Annotated in this window: 23 protein-coding genes; 16 read left to right on the top strand and 7 right to left on the bottom strand. The window is 65.1% G+C overall.

What is annotated here, in order from left to right:
- Positions 1–8: 8 nt before the first annotated feature.
- From AC731_RS14135 to AC731_RS14115, 5 genes are all read left to right on the top strand, one after another.
- Positions 9–812, top strand: a complete 804-nt coding sequence (locus AC731_RS14135; RefSeq protein ID WP_004261846.1) for an enoyl-CoA hydratase-related protein — start codon at positions 9–11, stop codon at positions 810–812.
- A gap of 164 nt (positions 813–976) precedes the next feature.
- Positions 977–2,908 (top strand): tRNA uridine-5-carboxymethylaminomethyl(34) synthesis enzyme MnmG, encoded by a 1,932-nt coding sequence (gene mnmG, locus AC731_RS14130; RefSeq protein WP_048707001.1) that lies wholly within the window; start codon positions 977–979, stop codon positions 2,906–2,908.
- Positions 2,905–3,558: a 16S rRNA (guanine(527)-N(7))-methyltransferase RsmG gene (gene rsmG, locus AC731_RS14125; protein WP_004261852.1), complete on the top strand. Its 654-nt coding sequence runs from the start codon at positions 2,905–2,907 to the stop codon at positions 3,556–3,558. The genes mnmG and rsmG overlap by 4 nt, the downstream gene beginning before the upstream one ends.
- Positions 3,559–3,674: 116 nt before the next feature.
- Positions 3,675–4,445, top strand: coding sequence for a ParA family protein (locus tag AC731_RS14120; RefSeq protein WP_004261854.1), 771 nt, complete (start codon positions 3,675–3,677; stop codon positions 4,443–4,445).
- Positions 4,446–4,459: 14 nt separating this feature from the next.
- Positions 4,460–5,311, top strand: a complete 852-nt coding sequence (locus tag AC731_RS14115) for a ParB/RepB/Spo0J family partition protein (RefSeq protein ID WP_004261856.1) — start codon at positions 4,460–4,462, stop codon at positions 5,309–5,311.
- Positions 5,312–5,458: 147 nt separating this feature from the next.
- Here the strand turns inward: AC731_RS14115 and AC731_RS14110 are convergent, their stop codons facing one another.
- Together AC731_RS14110 and AC731_RS14105 are read right to left on the bottom strand one after the other, a co-directional pair.
- Positions 5,459–6,304, bottom strand: coding sequence for a nidogen-like domain-containing protein (locus tag AC731_RS14110; protein WP_048706999.1), 846 nt, complete (start codon positions 6,302–6,304; stop codon positions 5,459–5,461).
- 219 nt (positions 6,305–6,523) lie between these two features.
- Positions 6,524–7,855, bottom strand: coding sequence for an MFS transporter (locus tag AC731_RS14105; RefSeq protein WP_048706997.1), 1,332 nt, complete (start codon positions 7,853–7,855; stop codon positions 6,524–6,526).
- 224 nt (positions 7,856–8,079) lie between these two features.
- Here AC731_RS14105 and AC731_RS14100 point away from each other — a divergent pair, with 224 nt between their 5' ends.
- The 9 genes from AC731_RS14100 (at position 8,080) to AC731_RS14060 (ending at position 14,987) form a co-directional block, all read left to right on the top strand.
- Positions 8,080–8,421 (top strand): ATP synthase subunit I, encoded by a 342-nt coding sequence (locus AC731_RS14100; RefSeq protein ID WP_048706995.1) that lies wholly within the window; start codon positions 8,080–8,082, stop codon positions 8,419–8,421.
- Between the two features lie 2 nt (positions 8,422–8,423).
- Complete coding sequence (gene atpB, locus AC731_RS14095) at positions 8,424–9,269, top strand: F0F1 ATP synthase subunit A (RefSeq protein WP_048706992.1); 846 nt, start codon at positions 8,424–8,426, stop codon at positions 9,267–9,269.
- Between the two features lie 65 nt (positions 9,270–9,334).
- Positions 9,335–9,580, top strand: coding sequence for a F0F1 ATP synthase subunit C (atpE, locus tag AC731_RS14090; protein WP_002925444.1), 246 nt, complete (start codon positions 9,335–9,337; stop codon positions 9,578–9,580).
- Between the two features lie 47 nt (positions 9,581–9,627).
- Complete coding sequence (locus AC731_RS14085; protein ID WP_038011884.1) at positions 9,628–10,101, top strand: F0F1 ATP synthase subunit B; 474 nt, start codon at positions 9,628–9,630, stop codon at positions 10,099–10,101.
- Positions 10,102–10,104: 3 nt separating this feature from the next.
- Positions 10,105–10,638, top strand: coding sequence for a F0F1 ATP synthase subunit delta (locus AC731_RS14080; RefSeq protein ID WP_004261862.1), 534 nt, complete (start codon positions 10,105–10,107; stop codon positions 10,636–10,638).
- Between the two features lie 13 nt (positions 10,639–10,651).
- Complete coding sequence (gene atpA, locus AC731_RS14075) at positions 10,652–12,190, top strand: F0F1 ATP synthase subunit alpha (RefSeq protein ID WP_004261865.1); 1,539 nt, start codon at positions 10,652–10,654, stop codon at positions 12,188–12,190.
- 21 nt (positions 12,191–12,211) lie between these two features.
- Positions 12,212–13,081, top strand: coding sequence for a F0F1 ATP synthase subunit gamma (gene atpG, locus AC731_RS14070; RefSeq protein WP_004261869.1), 870 nt, complete (start codon positions 12,212–12,214; stop codon positions 13,079–13,081).
- Positions 13,082–13,107: 26 nt separating this feature from the next.
- A complete protein-coding gene (gene atpD, locus AC731_RS14065; RefSeq protein WP_004261872.1) occupies positions 13,108–14,508 on the top strand; it encodes a F0F1 ATP synthase subunit beta in 1,401 nt (466 codons plus the stop codon).
- A 53-nt stretch (positions 14,509–14,561) separates the two neighbouring features.
- On the top strand, positions 14,562–14,987 hold the full coding sequence (locus AC731_RS14060) for a F0F1 ATP synthase subunit epsilon (protein WP_004261883.1): 426 nt from the start codon (positions 14,562–14,564) through the stop codon (positions 14,985–14,987).
- 109 nt (positions 14,988–15,096) lie between these two features.
- On the opposite strand, the gene AC731_RS14055 is transcribed toward AC731_RS14060, so the two are convergent.
- From AC731_RS14055 to AC731_RS14040, 4 genes are all read right to left on the bottom strand, one after another.
- Positions 15,097–15,678 (bottom strand): ubiquinone biosynthesis accessory factor UbiJ, encoded by a 582-nt coding sequence (locus tag AC731_RS14055; protein ID WP_048706981.1) that lies wholly within the window; start codon positions 15,676–15,678, stop codon positions 15,097–15,099.
- An 86-nt stretch (positions 15,679–15,764) separates the two neighbouring features.
- On the bottom strand, positions 15,765–16,631 hold the full coding sequence (locus tag AC731_RS14050) for a Tim44 domain-containing protein (protein ID WP_048706979.1): 867 nt from the start codon (positions 16,629–16,631) through the stop codon (positions 15,765–15,767).
- Positions 16,632–16,650: 19 nt separating this feature from the next.
- Positions 16,651–17,388, bottom strand: coding sequence for a bifunctional demethylmenaquinone methyltransferase/2-methoxy-6-polyprenyl-1,4-benzoquinol methylase UbiE (ubiE, locus tag AC731_RS14045; RefSeq protein ID WP_004261896.1), 738 nt, complete (start codon positions 17,386–17,388; stop codon positions 16,651–16,653).
- 7 nt (positions 17,389–17,395) lie between these two features.
- On the bottom strand, positions 17,396–17,818 hold the full coding sequence (locus tag AC731_RS14040; protein ID WP_004261901.1) for a gamma-butyrobetaine hydroxylase family protein: 423 nt from the start codon (positions 17,816–17,818) through the stop codon (positions 17,396–17,398).
- Between the two features lie 155 nt (positions 17,819–17,973).
- Between AC731_RS14040 and phoB the strand changes: the two genes are divergently transcribed.
- Together phoB and phoR are read left to right on the top strand one after the other, a co-directional pair.
- Positions 17,974–18,684: a phosphate regulon transcriptional regulator PhoB gene (gene phoB, locus AC731_RS14035; protein ID WP_004261905.1), complete on the top strand. Its 711-nt coding sequence runs from the start codon at positions 17,974–17,976 to the stop codon at positions 18,682–18,684.
- A gap of 76 nt (positions 18,685–18,760) precedes the next feature.
- The gene (gene phoR, locus AC731_RS14030) at positions 18,761–20,029 is read left to right on the top strand and encodes a phosphate regulon sensor histidine kinase PhoR (RefSeq protein WP_237266538.1); all 1,269 of its coding nucleotides are present in this window, start codon (positions 18,761–18,763) and stop codon (positions 20,027–20,029) included.
- Here the strand turns inward: phoR and AC731_RS14025 are convergent.
- The gene (locus AC731_RS14025) at positions 20,016–21,623 is read right to left on the bottom strand and encodes a hypothetical protein (protein WP_048706974.1); all 1,608 of its coding nucleotides are present in this window, start codon (positions 21,621–21,623) and stop codon (positions 20,016–20,018) included. The two genes, phoR and AC731_RS14025, sit on opposite strands and share 14 nt — an antisense overlap.
- Positions 21,624–21,628 lie beyond the last annotated feature (5 nt).

Raw genomic sequence — 21,628 nt, 5'->3', positions numbered from 1 at the left:
ACCGCCCGATGAACCCTTCCCTGCCTCACCTCACCGACGCCCTGCTGACGCTCGATGAGCGCGTCGCCACGCTGACCTTCAACCGCGACGACCTGCGCAACGCGCTGACCGGCTCGGCGCTGATCGACGACATCTGCACCGTGGCCGACTGGGTGAACCGCTGCGATGACGTATCGGTGCTGGTGATGACCGGCGCCGGCGCGGCCTTCTCCTCCGGCGGCAACGTCAAGGACATGGCCGAACGCGGCGGCGACTTCGCCGGCGACGTGGCCGAGGTCGCCACCCGCTACCGCCGCGGCATCCAGCGCATCCCGCTGGCGCTGCAGGCGGTGGAGGTGCCGGTCATCGCCGCGGTCAATGGTCCGGCGATCGGCGCCGGCTTCGACCTCGCCAACATGGCCGACATCCGCATCGCCTCGACCAGGGCGAAGTTCGGCGAGACCTTCCTCAACCTCGGCATCATCCCCGGCGACGGCGGTGCCTGGTTCATGCAGCGCCTGATCGGTTACCAGCAGGCTTTCGAGCTGACGCTGTCGGGCCGCATCGTCGGTGCCGAGGAGGCGAAGACGCTGGGGATCGTGCTCGAGGTCGTCGAGCCGGACGCGTTGCTGCCGCGCGCCCAGGCCATGGCCGCCCGCTTTGCCGCCCAGCCGCCCAAGGCCCTGCGCCTGACCAAGCGCCTGATGAAGATGGCGCAGCGCACCGAGCTGAAGGACTTCCTCGACCTCTGCGCCGCCTTCCAGGGCATGTGCCACAACGAGCCGGAGCACCTCGAGGCGGTGCAGCGCATGCTGGCGGCGCAGAAGCGCTGATCGGCCATTGCCGCCGCAGCGCTGCGGCGGCAATCGAATGGAGCACATAAACCACTGTTTGAAATGTGAAATTCCGTGAAACATCGGGGCGGAGCACTAGTCGTCCGGGTGTCGAACGCGTAGAATCCCGCCCCTTGTTCACGCATTGCAGCACGGAGCGCGCCATGCTCTACCCCACCCGTTTCGATGTCATCGTGGTCGGCGGCGGTCACGCCGGGACCGAGGCTGCGCTCGCCGCGGCGCGCATGGGCGCGGCCACGCTGCTGCTTACCCACAACATCGAGACGCTCGGTGCGATGAGCTGCAATCCCTCGATCGGCGGCATCGGCAAGGGCCATCTGGTCAAGGAGGTCGATGCGCTCGGCGGCGCGATGGCGGCAGCCACCGACGAGGGCGGCATCCAGTTCCGCATCCTCAACGCTTCCAAGGGGCCGGCGGTGCGCGCCACCCGCGCCCAGGCCGACCGCGTGCTGTACAAGGCGGCGATCCGTCGCCGGCTGGAGAACCAGCCCAATCTGTGGCTGTTCCAGCAGGCGGTGGACGACCTCACCGTGGTCGGCGACCGTGTCACCGGCGTGGTCACCCAGATCGGCCTGCGCTTCGAGGCGCAGGCGGTGGTGCTGACCGCCGGCACCTTCCTCAACGGCCTGGTGCACGTGGGGATGCAGCACTATTCCGCCGGGCGTGCGGGCGATCCGCCGGCGATCTCGCTCGGCGCGCGGCTGAAGGAACTGAAGCTGCCGCAGGGCCGGCTCAAGACCGGCACGCCACCGCGGCTGGACGCGCGCACCATCGACTTCTCGGTGATGAGCATCCAGCCGGGTGACGATCCGGTGCCGGTGTTCAGCTTCCTCGGCCGTCCCGGGCAGCATCCGCGCCAGCTGCCGTGCTGGATGACCAGCACCAATGAGCGCACCCACGACGTGATCCGCGCCAACCTCGACCGCTCGCCGATGTATTCGGGCGTGATCGAGGGCGTGGGGCCGCGCTACTGCCCGTCGATCGAGGACAAGATCCACCGCTTCGCCGACAAGGACAGCCACAACATCTTCCTCGAGCCGGAAGGGCTGGAAACGCACGAGATCTACCCTAACGGCATCTCGACCTCGCTGCCCTTCGATGTCCAGCTCGCGATCGTGCGCAGCATCCGCGGCCTCGAGAACGCTCACATCCTGCGCCCCGGCTACGCGATCGAGTACGACTACTTCGACCCGCGCAATCTCAAGTCCTCGCTGGAGACGAAGTCGATCGGCGGGCTGTTCTTCGCTGGCCAGATCAACGGCACCACCGGCTACGAGGAGGCCGCCGCGCAAGGGCTGCTCGCCGGCGCCAACGCTGCGCTGCAGGTGCAGGGCCGCGCGCCCTGGTGTCCGCGCCGCGACGAGGCCTACCTTGGCGTGCTGGTGGACGACCTGATCACCCGTGGCGTGTCCGAGCCCTACCGCATGTTCACCTCGCGCGCCGAGTACCGCCTGTCGCTGCGCGAGGACAACGCGGACCTGCGCCTGACCGAGAAGGGCCGCGAGCTGGGCCTGGTCGACGACGCCCGCTGGGCCGCCTTCTGCGCCAAGCGCGAGGCGATCGAGCGCGGCACTGCGCAGTTGAAGGCGGCGTGGGCGCGGCCCGAGGCGATTCCTGCCGAGGATCAGCAGCGCGTGCTGGGCAAGGCGCTGGAGCGCGAGCAGCGCTACTTCGAGCTGCTGCGCCGGCCCGAGACGAACTATGCATCGCTGATGAGCCTGCCCGGCGCGCCGGACGAACGCGAGACCGATGCGCAGGTGATCGAGCAGATCGAGATCGCCGCCAAGTACCAGGGCTACATCGACCGTCAGCAGGAGGAAGTCGCCAAGCAGGCGCAGGCCGAGGCCACCCGCCTGCCGGCCGGGCTCGACTACGCCCAGGTGCGCGGCCTGTCCAAGGAAGTGCAGCAGAAGCTGAACCTGCACAAGCCGGAGACCATCGGCCAGGCCGGTCGCATCCAGGGCGTAACCCCGGCGGCCATCTCGCTGCTGCTGGTGTGGCTCAAGCGCCGCGACCTGGCGGCCCGGGCGGGCGGCGCGGCGAGCGATGAGGTGGTGCGGAGGCCGGCGGCATGAGCGGACGTCTGCAAGCCTACGCGGGCCAGCTGGCCGAGGGCATCGCCGCGCTCGGTCTTGCCCTGCCGCAGGAAACCGTCGATCGCCTGCTCGCCTTCGGCGAACTGCTGCTGAAGTGGAACAAGGTCTACAACCTCACCGCGATCCGCAATCCGCAGGAGGTGATCACTCACCACCTGCTCGACTCGCTGGCGGTGCTGCCGCATCTGGGCGCGGTGAGCCGGCTGGCCGACATCGGCTCCGGCGGTGGTTTGCCCGGCGTGGTACTGGCCATCGTGCATCCCGGGCTGATCGTCACCTCGATCGAGACCGTGGGCAAGAAGGCGAGCTTCCAGCAGCAGGCGAAGATCGAACTCGGCCTGGGCAACTTCGGCGTGATCAACAAGCGCGTCGAGCAGGTGCAGGCCGACGCCCTGCCCGGCGGCGCGGCGGACGGCGTGATCTCGCGCGCCTTCTCCAGCCTGGCGGATTTCGTGAACCTGTCCGGCCACCTCGTTGCAGAGGGCGGCGCGCTGTACGCGATGAAGGGCGTCAATCCGGTCGACGAGATCGCCGGACTGCCCGCGGGCTGGCGCGTCACGGAGACCCATGCGCTGGCCGTGCCGGACCTGGGCGCCGAGCGTCATCTGCTCGTCATCCAGCGCGCGTGACACTGCGCGGGGGTGACGATGGGCGTCACTCCGGCTGATGCACTGCCGCATTGAAGTACACTCCGGGTTTCGCGCGATGCGCGCGATCCTTGCAAATGGAATAGCCTGATTCGACCATGGCCAAGATTTTCTGCGTTGCCAACCAGAAGGGCGGGGTGGGCAAGACCACCACCTGCGTCAACCTCGCCGCCGCGCTGCAGCAGGCCGGGCAGCGCACCTTGCTGATCGATCTCGACCCGCAGGGCAATGCGACGATGGGCAGCGGCATCGACAAGCGCAGCCTGAAGAGCTCGATCTACCACCTGCTGGTCGGTCTGGTCGATCTGGCCGGGGTGCGCGTCACCTCGCCGACCGGCGGCTACGACGTACTGCCCGCCAACCGCGACCTGGCCGGCGCCGAGGTCGAACTGGTGAACCTCGACCAGCGCGAGAAGCGCCTGCGCAACGCGCTGGCCGCCTTCGATGCCGATTACGACTTCGTCCTCATCGACTGCCCGCCCTCGCTGTCGATGCTGACGCTCAACGGTCTGTGCTGCGCCAACGGCGTGATCATCCCGATGCAGTGCGAGTACTACGCGCTCGAGGGCCTGTCCGACCTGGTGAACACCATCAAGAAGGTGCATGCCAACCTCAATCGCGACCTCAAGATCATCGGCCTGCTGCGCGTGATGTTCGACCCGCGCGTGACCCTGCAGCAACAGGTCTCGGCGCAACTCGAGGGCCATTTCGGCGACAAGGTGTTCCGCGCCATCGTGCCGCGCAACGTGCGCCTGGCCGAGGCGCCCAGCCACGGCATCCCGGGCGTGGTGTTCGATAAGGCCGCCAAGGGTGCGCAGGCCTACATGGCCTTCGCCCACGAGATGATCGAGCGCGCCAAGACCTTCTGAATTCGGACAAGACCATGAACAAACCCAGACTCAAGGGCCTCGGCCGCGGACTCGATGCGCTGCTGGCCGCCAACCAGGAAGACGAAGCCGAGAAGGGCGAGCTGCAGATGCTGCCCACGATCGCGCTGCAGCCCGGCAAGTACCAGCCGCGCACGCGCATGGACCCGGGCTCGCTGGAGGAGCTCGCCGCCTCGATCAAGGCGCAGGGCATCATGCAGCCGATCATGGTGCGCCCGGTGGGCGAGGACGCCTACGAGATCATCGCCGGCGAGCGCCGCTGGCGCGCGTCGCAGATCGCCGGTCTGGCCGAAGTGCCCTGCCTGGTGCGTGACATCCCCGACGAAGCCGCGCTGGCGATGTCGCTGATCGAGAACATCCAGCGCGAAGACCTGAATCCGCTCGAGGAAGCCAGCGGCATCCAGCGCCTGATCGACGAGTTCGAGATGACCCACCAGCAGGCGGCCGACGCCGTCGGCCGTTCGCGCCCGGCCGCGTCCAACCTGCTGCGCCTGCTGAACCTGGCCAAACCGGTGCAGGAACTGCTGATGGCGGGTGACATCGACATGGGTCACGCCCGTGCGCTGCTGCCGCTGGATGGCGCGAGCCAGATCCAGCTTGCCAATCAGGTCGCGGCCAAGCAGTTGTCGGTGCGCGACACCGAGCGCCTCGTGCAGCAACTGCTGAATCCGCGGCAGAAGAAGCCCGCACCGCAGCCCGACCGCGACCTGCTGCGGCTGGAGGAGGAGATCGCGGACGCCATCGGGGCCTCGGTGAAGATCAAGGCGAACAAGAAGGGCGCTGGCGAGGTCTCGATCCGCTTCGGCAGCCTGGACCAGCTCGACGGCCTGCTCGGCCGGCTGCGCTGAGCCGCAGCGCGGGTCGCAGCGGCCCACGCTTGCGAGTGGCGGGCGATCCGGTGCGATCGGATCGTTAACGTGAAAAGGCCGGCCCTCATAGGGCCGGCCTTTTCATTCGACGAACCCGCGCACCGAGGGCGCGGGTTTCGGCAGTGATCAGGACAGCTTGCGACGCCCTGCCAGCAGGCCGGCCAGACCCAGGCCAAGCAGCGCGAGCGTGCCGGGTTCGGGAACCGGATTCGGGTCAACCGGGTCGAGGTCGGTCGTGAACCAGGTCTTCTTGAAGGCCACGACGGTGTTCAGTCCCGGCTCGTTCGAACCCTCCAGCACCACGGCATTACCGGCGCCGTCACCGAAGCCCACGGCCGCGGTCGTGCTGGTGTTGGTGACTTCCCACGGCATGGCGAGCCAGAAGAAGCCGATTGCGCCCTCGCCTTCGGGAATGGCGTAGTCGTTGCCGCGCACGATCATCTGGAAAGTGTTCAGTTTGTCGGCTGCACCGTTGTAATAGCCCACGTTCAGCCAGGTCAGGATGGTCTGGTTAGCGTCCTGGCGCAGGTGGAGCACGCCGCTGTCGAGGTTACGGGTATCAACGTCGCCAAACCAGGCCGAGATCGTCGGAATGCTGGCGCCGGTGGGGCCGGTCGGGATGTAGGCCGAGTTGCCGCCGCCGAAGCTGATGTTGCCGTTGTTGTTGGCGTAGAAGCTCGAGTAGGTCGCGCCGAAGAACGTGAAGTCGAAGCCGAAATTGATCGGGCCCGAAAAACCGTCGTCGTTGCGACCGCTCGGATTTCCGGCGCCGTTGGCATTGCCGCCACCGGTCATGACGACGACGTCACCGATGCCGCCGCCGATGATGTCGGTGTAGAGAACGGAGGTGGGCTGCAGCGCGGATTGCGCGAAAGTGGTCACGGCCGCCTGTGCGGAGCCGGCGCAGGCAAGCAATGCGACAGCGCCCGTAGCCAGCCACTTCGTACCGATGGAAGTTTGTTGCGACAGCATTTTTATTCTCCCTTGCGAATGTTGGCAGCCGCTGAGCAACGCGTGCTCGTGCAAGCCGTTCCAGTATTTACAACAAGCTTGCAAGCAAGAGTGATGCCACTTAACGGAAGTCTTTTCGAAACAAGACTTTTCCGGATCAGCTGAGCTTATGGAGTTGTCAGACTGTCAGATTTTCCGACACGGCCTTGGGTGCCGAAGATCCGTCGGCTGTTGGTGGCGTCAGCTTGGATCTGATGCGCGCCGCGCCGCATCGACGCCGCGGGCCTCGTCGATGCCTGCGAGCGGCACGAGTGCGGCGGCGAACAGGACGATGCAGAACAGCACTGCGCCCTGCAGCCCGAATGCCCACTGCAGCAGGCCGACGCCGAGGATGCCGAAGATGGCGGCCAGCTTGCTCATCAGGCCCCAGTAGCCGAACAGTTCGGCTGCGCGGGCCTCGGGCGAGAACATGCCTACCAGCGCCCGCCCGACCGACTGGCTTGACCCCAGGCTGAGGCCGGACAGCAGCCCAGCGAAGAGGAATACCTGTTCCTCGCGCAGCGAGAGGGTCAGCGAATGGTTGAGCAGCGTGGTCAGTTCGCCGACGAAATAGATCGCCAGGATGGCGGCGATCCACAGCGTCAGCGTCAGCGCGTAGGTGAGCCGCCCGCCGAGGCGGGACTGCAGCGCACCGAACGCCAGGGCGCCGATCAGGGCGGTGATCTGCACCACGACGAACATCAGCGCCCGCGTATCCTCGCTCCAGCCGATGACCTGCGCGCCGTAAATGAACGAGAAGGCGACGATGACGTAGACCCCCGCCATCGCAAACAGAATCGAGATGAACAGGCGGCGCAGGTCCGGGAATTCCGGAAGGCTGCGAAGCGTGGTCGCAACGCGCTTGTAGGCGATGCGAACCAGTTCGGCGTTGAAGCGACGGCGGTCCCCGATGGCGGGCTCGCGCACCCAGATGAAGGTCGGGATCGCTGCGAGCAGGAAGAAGGCCGCGGCGAAGGGGCCGACCCAGCGGATGCGCTCGAAGTTGTCCGCGGCGACCTCGCCGAGGACTAGCAGCACGAAGCCGGCGGAGACCAGTCCGCCGGCATAGCCCAGGGCCCAGCCCAGTCCCGAGATCCGTCCCAGCTCGTCGCTGTCGCCGAGAAACGGCAGGAAGCTGGCAATGAAGGACTCGCCCGCGGAGTAGGCCGCATTCGAAATCACGATCAGGATGAAGCCGAGCCAGACGTGGCCCGGGCCGACGAAATAGAGCAGCGCCGTACTTGCCACGGTGAGGACGTAGCTGGCGAAGAGCATGCGCTTCTTCGCCCGTCCGCCATCCATCGCGGCACCCAGCAGCGGCGCGGCAACGACCACCAGGGCGTAGCTGAGGCACAGCGCCGCGCTCCAGAGGAGATTGCCCACGCGGTAATCCGGCGCATCGCCGACGACGAGTCGCGTGTAGACGTCGCCGAATACGACGGTCACGATCAGCAGGGTGTAGGCCTGGTTCGCGAAGTCGAACATGCTCCAGCCGAGGATCTCCCGGCGCGTGGCCTTGCGTGTCTTGATCATGCCTTGTCAGTAAGCGTCGTGGGCGCCCCCCCAAGCCTCCCGCGGAACAGTCCGAGGGGCCTCGTCCGGCGCTCTTCCGGTTGGCGACTTGTATAAGATACACGACGGCTATGGGGGTCATTGTTGCAATGCAACTGAAGTTTGACTTTGTTGTGGATAACCCCTAGTATTCGCGGGATTTTTGGGCGGTCGCCGGCTGCAGCAACAGGCTGGCGCGACAACCGATGCTAAAAGCCGTTCTACTGCAGTTGGGCGCAACGATCCTGGCGGTGGTGATTTCCGCCGCTCTCTTCGGGATGCGGGGCGCGGTCTCTGCCGCAGGGGGCGGCTTGGCGTGCGTGTTGCCAAGCTGGATGTTCGCCATGCGCCTTGCCGCGATCACGCGCAAGGCCGGTACGGCGAGCGTGGCCGCTTTCGTCGCAGGCGAACTCTTCAAGGTCGCCTCGATCGTGGGATTGTTGGTGCTGGTTTGGGCCCTTTATCCGGCGCTCCACTGGGGTGCGATGCTGATCGGCCTGATTCTGGCACTTAAAGCGAATTTGTTTGCATTTTTGGTGAAGACCTGATCATGGCTGGAAACGCTCCCACCGCATCCGAGTACGTAATTCACCACCTCGGACACTTCAACAACACTGGGCACCCCCAGGAAAACATCGTCGATTGGAGCGTCATCAATATCGACTCGATGTTCTTCTCGATCCTGCTGGGTCTGCTCACCGTATTCATTCTCGCGCTTGCCGCCCGCAAGGCCACCTCGGGCGTTCCCGGGCGCTTCCAGGGCATCGTCGAGCTGCTCGTCGAAATGGTGGCCGACCAGGCCAAGGGCATCGTGCATAGCGCCGAGTCGCGCCGTTTCGTCGCGCCGCTCGCGCTCACGGTCTTCGTCTGGATCTTCCTGATGAACGCGATGGACTTGCTGCCGGTCGATCTGATTCCGATGATCTGGACCGGCATCTATTCCGCCGCCGGTGGTGACCCCGCCCATGCCTACATGCGCGTCGTGGCGACTGCCGACCTTTCCGCCGCGCTGGGCCTGTCGATCGGTGTGCTGCTGCTGTGCCTTTACTACAACGTCAAGATCAAGGGCGTTTCGGGTTGGGTGCACGAGCTCTTCACCGCGCCGTTCGGCAGCCATCCGCTGCTGTACCCGGTGAACTTCGCGATGCAGATCATCGAGTTCCTCGCCAAGACCGTGTCGCACGGCATGCGACTGTTCGGCAACATGTATGCTGGCGAGCTCGTGTTCATCCTGATCGCGCTGCTGGGCGGTACCGCCACCGTGTTCGGCTTCGTCGGTCATGTGGTCGCCGGCACCATCTGGGCGATCTTCCACATCCTGATCATCACGCTGCAGGCCTTCATCTTCATGATGCTGACCCTGGTGTACGTCGGTCAGGCGCACGAAAGCCACTAAGTTTCAGTTTCATCTTCAAAGCAGTACTGGTTTTTTAAACTCACCTTCCCCACTAAGGAGTTGTCATGGAAAACGTTCTGGGTTTTGTTGCTCTGGCTGCTGGTCTGATCATCGGTCTGGGCGCCATCGGTGCTTGTATCGGTATCGGCATCATGGGTTCCAAGTACCTCGAAGCGTCCGCTCGTCAGCCTGAGCTGATGAACGCCCTGCAGACCAAGATGTTCCTGCTGGCCGGCCTGATCGACGCCGCGTTCCTGATCGGTGTCGGTATCGCCATGATGTTCGCCTTCGCCAACCCGTTCCAGCTCTGATCGGTTCGAGTTCATCCTTTTTTGAACCAACCTGAGGGCCAAGAACCGTGAATTTGAACGCAACTCTGATAGCCCAGCTCGTTGTGTTCTTCATTCTGGCGTGGTTCACGATGAAATTCGTGTGGCCGCCCATCGTGAAGGCACTGGACGAGCGTGCGAAGAAAATCGCCGACGGGCTGGCAGCTGCGGACAAGGCCAAGGCTGATCTGGCACTCGCCGAGAAGAAGGTCGTCGAGGAACTGCGCAAGGCCCGCGAATCCGCGGGTGATGTGCGGTCCTCTGCTGAAAAGCAGGCGAGCCAGCTGATCGACGAAGCCCGCGCCGAAGCCAGCCGCATCATCGCGGCCGCCCGTGAAGCCGCCGAGGCCGAAGCCGGTGTAGCCGCACAGCGCGCCAAGGAAGCTCTGCGCGACCAGGTCGCCAATCTGGCTGTTGCTGGTGCCGAGAAGATTCTGCGCCGTGAAATCAACGCCCAGGTGCACGGCGAACTGCTTGCCAACCTGAAACAGGAACTGCAATAAGTCATGGCCGAGAACGTCACCATCGCGCGCCCCTATGCGGATGCCGCCTTCGAGCTGGCTCGCGGGGCAGGTGCGCTGGGGCCTTGGTCGGAAGCACTGGATCGGCTCGCCGCACTGGCGGCCGATTCCACCATGCGGGCCTGCATTTCCGATCCCAAGCTCACCGCCGGCCAGCTCGTGCAGCTGGTGCTGGATGTGGCTGGGACCCTGTCCGCAGAACAGCAGAATTTCGTCCGTGTCCTCGTGGATAACGAACGCCTGCAGGTGCTTCCCGAGATCCGTGACCTGTTCGTTGCACTGAAGAACGAACACGAAGGTGTCCTCGAGGCGGAAATCGCCTCTGCCTTCCCCCTCGACGATGCAACGCTGACCTCGCTCAAGGCTGACCTCGAAGCGCGCTTCAAGGCCAAACTGAATGTCCAGGTCCACATCGACCCTGCCCTCATCGGCGGGGTTCGCATCGCCGTCGGCGACGAAGTCATCGACGCCTCGGTCCGCGGCAAGCTCGCGAACATGGCCGCTGCGCTAAAGAACTAGGAGCATAAAAACTATGCAACTCAACCCCTCTGAAATCAGTGATCTGATTAAGAGCCGGATCCAGAACCTGCAGCTCGCCGCCACGTCGCGTAACGAGGGCACGGTGGTTTCCGTCACCGACGGCATCACCCGCATTCACGGCCTGACCGATGTGATGCAGGGCGAAATGCTGGAATTCCCCGGCAATACCTTCGGCATGGCGCTCAACCTCGAGCGTGATTCCGTTGGTGCCGTGGTGCTTGGCGAGTACGAGCACATCACCGAAGGCGACACCGTCAAGGCTACCGGTCGCATTCTCGAAGTGCCCGTCGGCCCCGAGCTGGTTGGTCGCGTCGTCAACGCGCTGGGTCAGCCGATCGACGGCAAGGGCCCGATCAACGCCAAGCTGACCGACAAGATCGAAAAGGTCGCGCCGGGCGTCATCGCCCGTCAGTCCGTTTCGCAGCCGGTGCAGACCGGCCTGAAGTCGGTTGACTCGATGGTGCCGATCGGCCGCGGCCAGCGCGAGCTGATCATCGGCGACCGCCAGACCGGTAAGACCGCCGTGGCCGTCGACGCGATCATCAACCAGAAGGGCCAGGACATGTACTGCGTGTACGTGGCCATCGGCCAGAAGGCCTCGACCGTCGCCAACGTCGTGCGCAAGCTGGAAGAAAACGGCGCGATGGAATACACCATCGTCGTCGCCGCCACCGCATCGGAATCGGCCGCCATGCAGTACCTGGCCGCCTACGCCGGCTGCACCATGGGCGAGTACTTCCGCGACCGTGGCATGGATGCGCTGATCGTTTATGACGATCTGACCAAGCAGGCCTGGGCTTACCGCCAGGTTTCGCTGCTGCTGCGCCGTCCGCCGGGCCGTGAAGCTTACCCGGGTGACGTGTTCTACCTGCACTCCCGTCTGCTCGAGCGCGCCGCGCGCGTGAACGCCGACTACGTCGAGAAGTTCACCAATGGTGAAGTCAAGGGCAAGACCGGTTCGCTGACCGCCCTGCCGATCATCGAGACCCAGGCCGGCGACGTGTCCGCGTTCGTTCCGACCAACGTGATCTCGATTACCGACGGCCAGATCTTCCTGGAAACCGACCTCTTCAACGCCGGTATCCGTCCCGCGATCAACGCCGGTATCTCGGTGTCCCGCGTCGGTGGTGCTGCGCAGACCAAGGTCGTCAAGAAGCTGTCCGGCGGTATCCGTACCGACCTCGCACAGTATCGCGAACTCGCCGCATTCGCCCAGTTCGCTTCCGATCTGGACGATGCGACCCGCAAGCAGCTCGAGCGTGGTCGTCGCGTGACCGAACTGATGAAGCAGGCGCAGTACTCGCCGATGTCGATCGCCGATATGGCCATCGTGCTTTACGCGGTGAACAACGGCTACTTCGATGATGTCGACGTCGCCCGCGTGCTGCCGTTCGAAGCCGCGCTGCTGCAGTTCGTCAAGACCAAGCAGGCCGATCTGGTCTCCTCGATCCTGAGCAAGAAGGAACTGGACGCCGACGGCGAAAAGACCCTGGCTGCCGCGATCGCCGAGTTCAAGAAGAGCTGGGCTTAAGGCCGGCGAGGGAGACGGAATATGGCTAGCGGTAAGGAAATCCGTACCAAGATCAAGAGCGTGCAAAACACGCGCAAGATCACGAAGGCCATGGAGATGGTGGCTGCATCCAAGATGCGCAAGGCGCAGGACCGGATGCGTGCCGCCCGCCCCTTTGCCGAGAAGATCCGCCGACTCGCCGCGAACCTGTCCCAGGCCAATGTGACCGACTACAAGCACCCGTTCCTGGTCCATAAGGACCAGGTCAAGCGGGTGGGGCTGATCCTGGTGACCACCGACAAGGGTTTGTGCGGTGGCCTCAACACCAACGTCCAGCGTATCGCGCTCAACGCGATGAAGGACTGGGAGTCCTCGGGCGTGACCGAGATCCGTGCCTGCGCCATCGGCAACAAGGGTCTGGGTTTCATGCAGCGCATGGGCGCCAAGGTGGTGTCGAACGTCACGCAGTTGGGTGACACGCCGCACCTGGAAAAGCTGATCGGTCCGGTCAAGGTCATGCTCGATGCGTTCCAGAACGACGAGCTCGACGCGGTTTACGTGGCTTACACCCGCTTCATCAACACGATGAAGCAGGAGCCGGTGCTCGAACAGTTGTTGCCCCTGACCGGTGACCAGCTCGGTACGCCCGAGAGCTCGTGGGATTACCTCTACGAGCCTGATCCGCAGGTCGTCATCGACGAGTTGCTGGTGCGCTACGTCGAGGCACTGGTGTACCAGGCGGTGGCCGAGAACATGGCATCCGAACAGAGCGCGCGCATGGTGGCAATGAAGGCCGCTTCCGACAATGCCAAGAACGTGATTGGCGAACTGCAGCTGGTCTACAACAAGACCCGCCAGGCCGCGATCACGAAGGAGCTGTCGGAAATCGTCGGCGGCGCCGCCGCGGTGTAACGGATTATTGATTTAAGGATATGACGATGAGTCAAGGTACGATCGTTCAGTGCATCGGCGCCGTGGTGGACATCCAGTTCCCGCGCGACTCGATGCCCAAGGTGTATGACGCCCTGAAGCTCGAGGACGCTGCCGACTCCTTCGCCGAAGCTGGCCTGACCTTCGAGGTCCAGCAGCAGCTCGGCGACGGCGTGGTGCGTACCATTGCGATGGGTTCTTCCGACGGCCTGCGCCGTGGCATGAAGGTGAGCAACACCGGCAAGCAGATCTCGGTTCCTGTCGGCATGGGTACCCTGGGCCGCATCATGGACGTGCTGGGTCGCCCGATCGACGACGCAGGCCCGATCGAAACCGACGAACTGCGCGCCATTCACCAGAAGGCGCCGAAGTTCGACGAGCTGTCGCCGTCGGTGGAACTGCTCGAAACCGGCATCAAGGTTATCGACCTGATCTGCCCGTTCGCCAAGGGCGGCAAGGTGGGCCTGTTCGGTGGCGCCGGCGTGGGCAAGACCGTGAACATGATGGAACTGATCAACAACATCGCGAAGCAGCACTCCGGTCTGTCGGTGTTTGCTGGCGTGGGTGAGCGTACTCGTGAGGGTAACGACTTCTACCACGAGATGAAGGACTCCAACGTTCTCGACAAGGTCGCGATGGTGTTCGGTCAGATGAACGAGCCCCCGGGCAACCGTCTGCGCGTGGCGCTGACCGGCCTGACCATGGCCGAGCGCTTCCGTGACGAAGGCCGCGACATCTTGTTCTTCGTCGATAACATCTACCGCTACACCCTGGCCGGTACCGAAGTGTCCGCGCTGCTGGGTCGTATGCCTTCCGCGGTGGGTTACCAGCCGACGCTGGCCGAGGAAATGGGCCGTCTGCAGGAGCGCATCACCTCCACCAAGGTCGGCTCGATCACCTCGATCCAGGCCGTGTATGTGCCGGCGGATGACTTGACCGACCCGTCGCCCGCGACCACCTTCCTGCACCTTGACTCCACCGTCGTGCTGTCGCGTGACATCGCCGCGCTGGGTATCTACCCCGCCGTCGATCCGCTCGACTCCACGTCGCGCCAGCTCGATCCGCTGGTTGTGGGCGAAGAGCACTACAACGTGGCGCGTCAGGTTCAGATGACGCTGCAGAAGTACAAGGAACTGCGTGACATCATCGCGATTCTGGGTATGGACGAACTGTCGCCGGAAGACAAGCTCGCCGTGGCCCGTGCGCGTAAGATCCAGCGCTTCCTTTCGCAGCCCTTCCACGTTGCAGAGGTGTTCACCGGCTCGCCCGGCAAGTACGTCTCGCTGAAGGACACCATCGCCGGCTTCAAGATGATCGTCAGCGGCGAACTGGACAACCTGCCGGAACAGGCCTTCTACATGGTCGGCAACATCGACGAGGCCATCGAGAAGGCGAAGAAGCTGCAGTAATTCGTCCGCCCGCGCGGCGCCTCGGTGTCGCGCGGATTTGAAAAGGAAACAACATGGCTATGACGGTTCATGTCGACATCGTCAGCGCGGAAGAGCAGATCTTCTCCGGGCTGGCAGAATTTGTCGCGCTGCCTGGTGAGGCGGGTGAACTCGGCATTCTGCCCGGCCACATGCCGCTGATGACCCGGATCAAACCGGGTGCGGTGCGGGTCAAGGTTCCGAATCAGGCGGAAGAAGAGCTTGTTTTCGTTGCCGGTGGTTTGCTCGAGGTTCAGCCGGGTCTGGTGACGGTGCTTGCCGACACCGCGATCCGCGGCAAGGATCTGGACGAAGCGAAGGCGCTGGAAGCCAAGAAGAAAGCCGAAGAGGCGATGGCGAACCAGACCGCGCGTCTGGACTATGCCAAGGCCCAGGCCGAGCTCATGGAAGCAGTGGCACAACTCGCTGCGATCGAGCGCCTGCGCAAGCGCGGTCACTGATCGCGTCTCCGCTCCGTCGATCGATGGAGCAGGAAGAAAAAAGCAGCTCTCCGGAGCTGCTTTTTTTTTGGTTCGGTGTTTGGCCTGTCCGACTCGGATGGCGTGCCGGTCAGCGCCGCCCCTCGAGGCGGGACACCCGCTTGTCGAGGCGGCCCAGCGCGTCGCGCAGTGCGATGACGTCCTGCGACAGCTCGGCAAGCGCATTGCGCGGAACGAGCAGCGGGGACTCTTCGGTGAGGTACTCGGCCAGGTTGCCGCTCGCGCGTTCGAGCGACCGCCGACCCTCGCCGACCAGGTGCTTGCCGCCTTCGACCAGGCGATGGGCGGCAATGTCGCCGAACACGCGCGACAGGTCCTCTTCCGCATCCCAGCGCAGGTGGCGGAACACGAAACCCAGAGCGTCGGCGAACTCCGCATTGCCTTCGATGCGTACATGGCGCATTGCCGTCTCGAGGCCATCGACCAGGAGCCTGGGCAGATCGACTGCCGCGAGCCGCAACAGCACTTCGGGCGCGTCCTCGCCCGACCAGGCCGCAAGATAGCCTTCCGCGGAAACCGAAAAGTCGAGTTCCGCGAGCGGTGCAATCGCCAGGCGCGCGGTACGTCCGGCGTGCGGCTGCAGGCGGGTGCGCGCCCAGCCCGATTGCGACAACAGGTGATTGGTAGCGGAAAGGAAAGCGCTGGACAGCATGGTGTCTGAGCCGGGAAAGGTACGAAAAGGCGGTGCTGAAAACAAAACGGGGAGGCCCTTGGGCCTCCCCGTCGATGATACGACGATCAGCTGATCTGCTGGATGCCGGCGATCAGCCAGCCACCGCTGCCACTGACCTGCTTGGTCAGGTGCCAGATCTCGTCAAAGGGGGCCGGGGCAGCGCCCTCATGCTCGCGCAACAGGCCGTTGAAGCGGACGCTGACGACGTAGCGGCCATTGTCCTCTTCGACGTCGACCACGTCGGCGTTCAGCTCGACCACATCGGTACGCTGCTCCACGGTGCCGCGCTCGCTGAGCTGCATGCGGATCTCGGCAAAGACTTCCGGCGTGGTGAATTCACGCAGGTCTTCGAGGTTGCCGGCATCGTTGGCAGCCTGGAGGCGGATGAAGTTGAGCTTGGCCTGGCGTGCGAAACCCTGCACGTCAAACCCCTCCGCGATCGCCTTGTCCAGGCCCGAGGCGGCAGCGCTGGTGCCCGACATCGGGGCAGCGACCGGAGCCGGACGCAGCGGCGTGGCGCCACCCGCAGCGGCGCCTGCGCCCGCGTACTGCAGGTTCTGGCTTTGCTGGGTGCTACCGCCGCGGCGGAACAGCAGGCGGAAGATGAAGAAGGCTGCGACGGCCAGCAGCAGGATCATCATGAACGATGCCATTTCTTCACCGAGGCCAAGGTGCGAGAACAGGGCGGCAAGACCCAGGCCAGCGGCGAGGCCGGCGACCGGACCCATCCACGAGCGCTTCGGTGCGGCGGCCGGGGTTGCGGCCGAGGCGGGCGTCTGGGTGGCGGCAGGCTGGCGCGGCGCCTGCTGAGGCGTCGCCTGGCGCTGCATGCCGAAGCTGCTGCCGCCGCCAAGGCGCTTGGCCTCCGCTTCGGGCACGCCGAAGCCGAACGACAGCACGGCAACGATCAGGGTGAGGAAGAAGTTTTTCATCTTTGGTCAGTCTCCAGGTTCAGATCTTGTAGCCACGGTGCAGGGCGACGACGCCCGCGCTGAGGTTGAAGTAATCGACACGCGCAAGGCCGACTTGTTCCATCATCGCCTTCAGTTCTTCCTGCCCAGGGTGCATGCGGATCGATTCGGCGAGGTAACGGTAGCTTTCCGCATCGTTTGCCACCTTCTCGCCCATCCATGGCAGGAGCTTGAACGAGTAGAGGTCGTAGAGCGGCGACAGCGGTTTCCACACCCGCGAGAACTCGAGCACCAGCAGTCGGCCGCCGGGGCGCAGCACACGGCGCATCTCGGCCAGCGCGACCTCCTTGTGCGTCATGTTACGCAGGCCGAAGGCCACGGTGACGCAGTCGAACCAGTCGTCAGGGAAGGGCAGTTTCTCGGCGTTGCACTGTGCGGTCGGCATCGTGAAGCCGTGGTCGACCATGCGGTCGCGGCCACGCGACAGCATCGCGTGGTTGATGTCGGTCAGCCACACCTGGCCCTTGGGGCCGACCTTGCGCGCGAAGGCGAGCGACAGGTCGGCCGTGCCACCGGCGACGTCCAGCACACGGTCACCCTCGCGTACGCCGGAGATCTGGATCGTGAAGTGCTTCCAGATCCGGTGCAGGCCGAACGACATCAGGTCGTTCATCACGTCGTACTTCTGCGCGACCGAGGAAAACACCTCGGCCACCTTCTTTTCCTTGGCCTCCTCGGCAACCGTCTGGAAGCCGAAGTGCGTGGTCTTGTCGCTCATGATCGTCTCAGTGATGGTGTCCGCAGCCGCCCTTGGGTGCCGGCGGAGGCACCTTGGCGGGGTCGCGGGTGCCGCCCGCCTGCTCCAGGCGGTCGAGATAGTCCTGCCACAGCGCGTCCTGCTGCTGGCCGAGCATGTAGAGGTAGTCCCAGGAATACAGCCCGCTGTCGTGGCCGTCCGAGAACACCGGGCGGATCGCATAGTTGCCCACCGGCTGCAGGTCGACCACGTCGACGTCGCGCTTGCCCTGCTGCAGCGTCTCCTGGCCGGGGCCGTGACCACGCACCTCGGCCGACGGAGAATGCACGCGCAGGAACTCGAAGGGCAGCGTGAAGCGGCTGCCATCGTCGAAGGCGATCTCGAGCCGCCTCGACTGGCTGTGCAGCGTGATCTCGGTGGGGAGCGGGGTGTTCTGATCCAGTCCGGCCATGGCGATAGCCTCGCATTCGGGGGCCACAATCATACCCGAATCACCCCTCCCCAGCCCTGGCACGGCAAAGCCGCATTCGTGTTTCAGGTGCATGACGCGTCATCAAAACGTCAAATACCTGAAATACACTGCGCGAGCCAACCGGAGTCAACAGCATGCCAGCAAACATTTTGCTCGTGGAAGACGAACCGGCGATCCAGGAGCTGATCGCCGCCAACCTCAATCGTGCCGGCCACCACGTGGTGCGTGCATCGGATGCCGAGTCGGCCCAGCGCATCGTGCGCGAGGCGCTGCCCGACCTGATCCTGCTCGACTGGATGCTGCCGGGCGCATCCGGCATCGAGTTTGCCCGCCGCCTGCGCGCTGACGAGCGTACCCGTGCGATTCCGATCATCATGCTCACCGCCCGTGGCGAGGAGCAGGACAAGGTGATGGGGCTGGAGACCGGGGCAGACGATTACATCACCAAGCCTTTCAGTCCGCGCGAACTGGTGGCCCGCATCAAGGCGGTGCTGCGTCGCCGGGCGCCGCAGGCGACGGAAGACGCGGTCGAACTCGGTGGCCTGCGCCTCGACCCGACCACCCACCGCGTCACCGCGGGAGACGAGGCGCTGGCGCTCGGACCGACCGAGTTCCGCCTGCTGCACTTCCTGATGACCCACCCCGAGCGTGTGCATTCGCGGGCGCAACTTCTCGACCAGGTGTGGGGCGATCACGTCTTCGTCGAGGAGCGAACGGTCGATGTCCACATCCGCCGCCTGCGCTGTGCGCTCGAACCCACCGGGCATGACGCCCTGATCCAGACGGTGCGTGGCAGTGGCTACCGATTCTCGACCCAGGCACCGCAGCTTTCCGCCGCGCGATAATCGGTACTTGCCGATCAACGGAGCGCGAGTGATCCATCGTCCCCTTCGCTATATTGCCACAGGCGTTGGATTGCCCGTGGCGGCCGTGCTGGCCCTCGCCCTGCTGGCCGGGCATTACCGCGGCACCGACGCAGCGCTTGCGCTCGTGATCCTGGGTTTCCTGGCCGCAGCCATCCTGCTTGCACGCCACATGCGCCAGTTGGTCGAATGGACCCGCCAGGCCGTGGGCAGCATGCCGCCGCAGGTCGAAGGCCTGTGGGGCAGCGTGTTCGCCGAGTTGGGAGACCGTTTCCAGCGCGAACTGATCGTGCGTGACAAGCTGTCGGCCGAACTGGGCCGGTTCCAGCAGGCGGCGCAGGCGATGCCCGAGGGTCTCGTCTACCTCGCCGACGACGACAGCATCGAGTGGCTCAACGTGATGGCCGAGCAGCACTTCGATCTCGATCGCCGTCGAGACCTGCGTGCCCCGATCACCAACCTCGTACGCCAGCCCGAGTTCGTCGCCTACCTGCAGGCGGGGCAGTATGCCGAACCCCTGGTCATTCATTCGCTGCGCCGTCGCGAGCGCACGCTGCAGGTGCAGATCATCCGCTTTGCAGGCAGTCGGCGCATGGTGGTGTCACGCGACATCTCGCAGCTCGAGCGGCTCGAGAACATGCGCCGGGACTTCGTCGCCAACGTGTCGCACGAGATGCGTACGCCCTTGACCGTGGTCGGCGGCTTTCTCGAGACGCTGATCGACGGCCTCGACGACTTCAGCCGCGAGGAGGTGCTGCACTTCCTGAAGCTCGCCAGCGAACAGTCCAACCGCATGCAGCGCCTCATCGAGGATCTGCTGGCCCTGTCGGCCCTCGAGACCGGGGCGCCGGCCGCGCTGGAGGAGGCGGTGGACGTGCCCGAACTGATGCGAGAAGTCGCGCGCGAGACCGAGCTCCTGTCGGCTGGCCGGCACAGCGTGAAGCTGGCGCTGCAAGGCGGCGGTGCCTTGCTGGGCAGCCGCAAGGAACTGCACAGCGCGTTCTCCAATCTCGCCAGCAACGCGGTGCGCTACACGCCCGCAGGCGGCCACATCGAACTGGGCTGGCGGGTCGACCGCGAAGGCGGCGAGTACTGGGTCAAGGACGACGGCATCGGCGTCGACCCGGAGCACATTCCGCGTCTGACCGAGCGCTTCTACCGCGTCGACCGCGGACGTTCGCGCGAGACCGGCGGCACCGGCCTGGGCCTGGCCATCGTCAAGCATATCCTCACCCGCCACCAGGGCGAACTCGCCGTCAGCAGCGAGCCGGGCAAGGGCAGCCGTTTCGCGATGCGCTTCCCGGCGGCTCGTATCAGGCAGGACTAGGTTCGACGGCCTCGTAGGTGCACAGGTCGAAGTTCGCGCCACGCCTCAGCACCCTGCTGAGGCGGACCTGGCGGCGCTGGTCGCGATGGCGGATCTCGATGAGCTGACCGGCCTGGAACCAGAGCACGGGCAGCACCAATGCGGCGGGCGACTTCATCGAGGGCGACTCCGGCAGCAGGAAGCCTTGCTGGTAGGGCTTGCGGCCATCCTTGGGACCGGTCTGGCGCACGGCGACCATGTTCGGCACGCCGGGCAGCACTTCGACACCGGCTTCCAGTACGCCGTCTTCGCGATACATCAGCCAGCTGAGATCGCCCAGCACGAAGCGGTCGGCATCGAGCGGCCGTACGCCCACCAGCTGGTGGTGGGCGAGACGTTCGCCGCTTATGCCGCGTCGCAGCCGGAAGCCGCCAACCGAGTGGTCCATGAGGTCCCACTGCTCGTAGTCGAGGCCGAGCCGTTCGGCGTCGCGCAGGTTGCGTTCCCGCACCTGATGGCTGTCGGTGACCGCCATTGCGCGCTCGCCAAAGGTGAACAGCGAGATGTCGTCGCGCAGCAGGTGCAGCGGGCTCTCGAGCCTGGGCTGGCGGAAGATCTCGCCTTCGACCGCAAAGCCGATCGTGAGCCAGTCGCCGCTCAACTCGGCACTGCCCTGCTTGTGACGGCGCGGAAAGCGACGGCCGGCCGTGCCCCGTCCCCACGGGCGGTAGAGCGACAGCAGCAGCCGCGCGCTGGCGTCGGTGGGGCAGTCTTCGCCCAGCCCGAGCGAGGCCGGTTTGACGCCGCGCTTGAACTGCTCGAGCACCGCCTGGATCTGGCTCGCGAGGGTACTGCCGTCGAAGCGCTGCAGCGTGTCGGTGGTTGCCTGCACCCCGAGCGGCCGCAGGCCGATGTCGCCGCTGAGTTCCACGCCGTATTCGGTGGGCTTGAACTGCTGCGTATCCTGCGACAGGCTGCAATAGGGCGCGAAGCGCTGCGCCCAGCGCATGACCCAGTTCAGCTCGCGCTCGCTGCGGCCGTAGGGGTTGGCCAGGTCCAGCAACAGGATCGAGACGTAGGCTTCGAGCGGGCTCTGAGCACGCCAGACCTCGTTGAGCGGATCGGCCACGCGCGTGCGATGCACGCCGGCCTCGATGGCGTCGCGGTAGCTGGTATGGATCTCGGTCCAGAATCCGGCCGGCACGGCGCGATGGGCGCGGAAGTACTCGAACAAGGCGAGGCCGGCGTAGTGCGTGCGGCGCTGGGCCAGCAAGGCGCGCTGGTCGAAAAGCGTGCCGCCTGCAGCGTCGGCGCGGGCGATCTGGGCATAGGAGGCCGACAGCTTGCGCCACAGGTTCACGACGTCCAGCAGGGTGCGGTTTTCCTCGCTGTCGGGCGGCAGCGGCTGGGCCGCATAGCGGCGCGCCGTTTCATGCTGGGCGTAGGCGATGACTTCGCGCGCGGCCTCCAGGACTTCGAGATGCTGGTTGGGCGCCGGCTTCGCGCCGAGCAGGCCTTCGATGATGCGCGTCAGTGTCGCCTGGGTCGCCGGAATGTCGATCGGATGCAGGCGTTGCAGCTGGTCAAGGCAGGCAGCGGGGCTAGAGAAGTCCATCGTCG

It is taken from the genome of Thauera humireducens, assembly GCF_001051995.2.
GTDB classification, from domain to species: domain Bacteria; phylum Pseudomonadota; class Gammaproteobacteria; order Burkholderiales; family Rhodocyclaceae; genus Thauera; species Thauera humireducens.
This window is presented reverse-complemented; position numbering and strand designations above follow the sequence as displayed.

Excerpts from the sequence above, each read along its gene's own strand:
- AC731_RS14135 (WP_004261846.1), top strand. The coding sequence starts at position 9 with ATGAACCCTTCCCTGCCTCACCTCACCGACGCCCTGCTGACGCTCGAT.
- mnmG (WP_048707001.1), top strand. The coding sequence starts at position 977 with ATGCTCTACCCCACCCGTTTCGATGTCATCGTGGTCGGCGGCGGTCAC.
- rsmG (WP_004261852.1), top strand. The coding sequence starts at position 2,905 with ATGAGCGGACGTCTGCAAGCCTACGCGGGCCAGCTGGCCGAGGGCATC.
- AC731_RS14120 (WP_004261854.1), top strand. The coding sequence starts at position 3,675 with ATGGCCAAGATTTTCTGCGTTGCCAACCAGAAGGGCGGGGTGGGCAAG.
- AC731_RS14115 (WP_004261856.1), top strand. The coding sequence starts at position 4,460 with ATGAACAAACCCAGACTCAAGGGCCTCGGCCGCGGACTCGATGCGCTG.
- AC731_RS14110 (WP_048706999.1), bottom strand. The coding sequence starts at position 6,304 with ATGCTGTCGCAACAAACTTCCATCGGTACGAAGTGGCTGGCTACGGGC.
- AC731_RS14105 (WP_048706997.1), bottom strand. The coding sequence starts at position 7,855 with ATGATCAAGACACGCAAGGCCACGCGCCGGGAGATCCTCGGCTGGAGC.
- AC731_RS14100 (WP_048706995.1), top strand. The coding sequence starts at position 8,080 with ATGCTAAAAGCCGTTCTACTGCAGTTGGGCGCAACGATCCTGGCGGTG.
- atpB (WP_048706992.1), top strand. The coding sequence starts at position 8,424 with ATGGCTGGAAACGCTCCCACCGCATCCGAGTACGTAATTCACCACCTC.
- atpE (WP_002925444.1), top strand. The coding sequence starts at position 9,335 with ATGGAAAACGTTCTGGGTTTTGTTGCTCTGGCTGCTGGTCTGATCATC.
- AC731_RS14080 (WP_004261862.1), top strand. The coding sequence starts at position 10,105 with ATGGCCGAGAACGTCACCATCGCGCGCCCCTATGCGGATGCCGCCTTC.
- atpA (WP_004261865.1), top strand. The coding sequence starts at position 10,652 with ATGCAACTCAACCCCTCTGAAATCAGTGATCTGATTAAGAGCCGGATC.
- atpG (WP_004261869.1), top strand. The coding sequence starts at position 12,212 with ATGGCTAGCGGTAAGGAAATCCGTACCAAGATCAAGAGCGTGCAAAAC.
- atpD (WP_004261872.1), top strand. The coding sequence starts at position 13,108 with ATGAGTCAAGGTACGATCGTTCAGTGCATCGGCGCCGTGGTGGACATC.
- AC731_RS14060 (WP_004261883.1), top strand. The coding sequence starts at position 14,562 with ATGGCTATGACGGTTCATGTCGACATCGTCAGCGCGGAAGAGCAGATC.
- AC731_RS14055 (WP_048706981.1), bottom strand. The coding sequence starts at position 15,678 with ATGCTGTCCAGCGCTTTCCTTTCCGCTACCAATCACCTGTTGTCGCAA.
- AC731_RS14050 (WP_048706979.1), bottom strand. The coding sequence starts at position 16,631 with ATGAAAAACTTCTTCCTCACCCTGATCGTTGCCGTGCTGTCGTTCGGC.
- ubiE (WP_004261896.1), bottom strand. The coding sequence starts at position 17,388 with ATGAGCGACAAGACCACGCACTTCGGCTTCCAGACGGTTGCCGAGGAG.
- AC731_RS14040 (WP_004261901.1), bottom strand. The coding sequence starts at position 17,818 with ATGGCCGGACTGGATCAGAACACCCCGCTCCCCACCGAGATCACGCTG.
- phoB (WP_004261905.1), top strand. The coding sequence starts at position 17,974 with ATGCCAGCAAACATTTTGCTCGTGGAAGACGAACCGGCGATCCAGGAG.
- AC731_RS14025 (WP_048706974.1), bottom strand. The coding sequence starts at position 21,623 with ATGGACTTCTCTAGCCCCGCTGCCTGCCTTGACCAGCTGCAACGCCTG.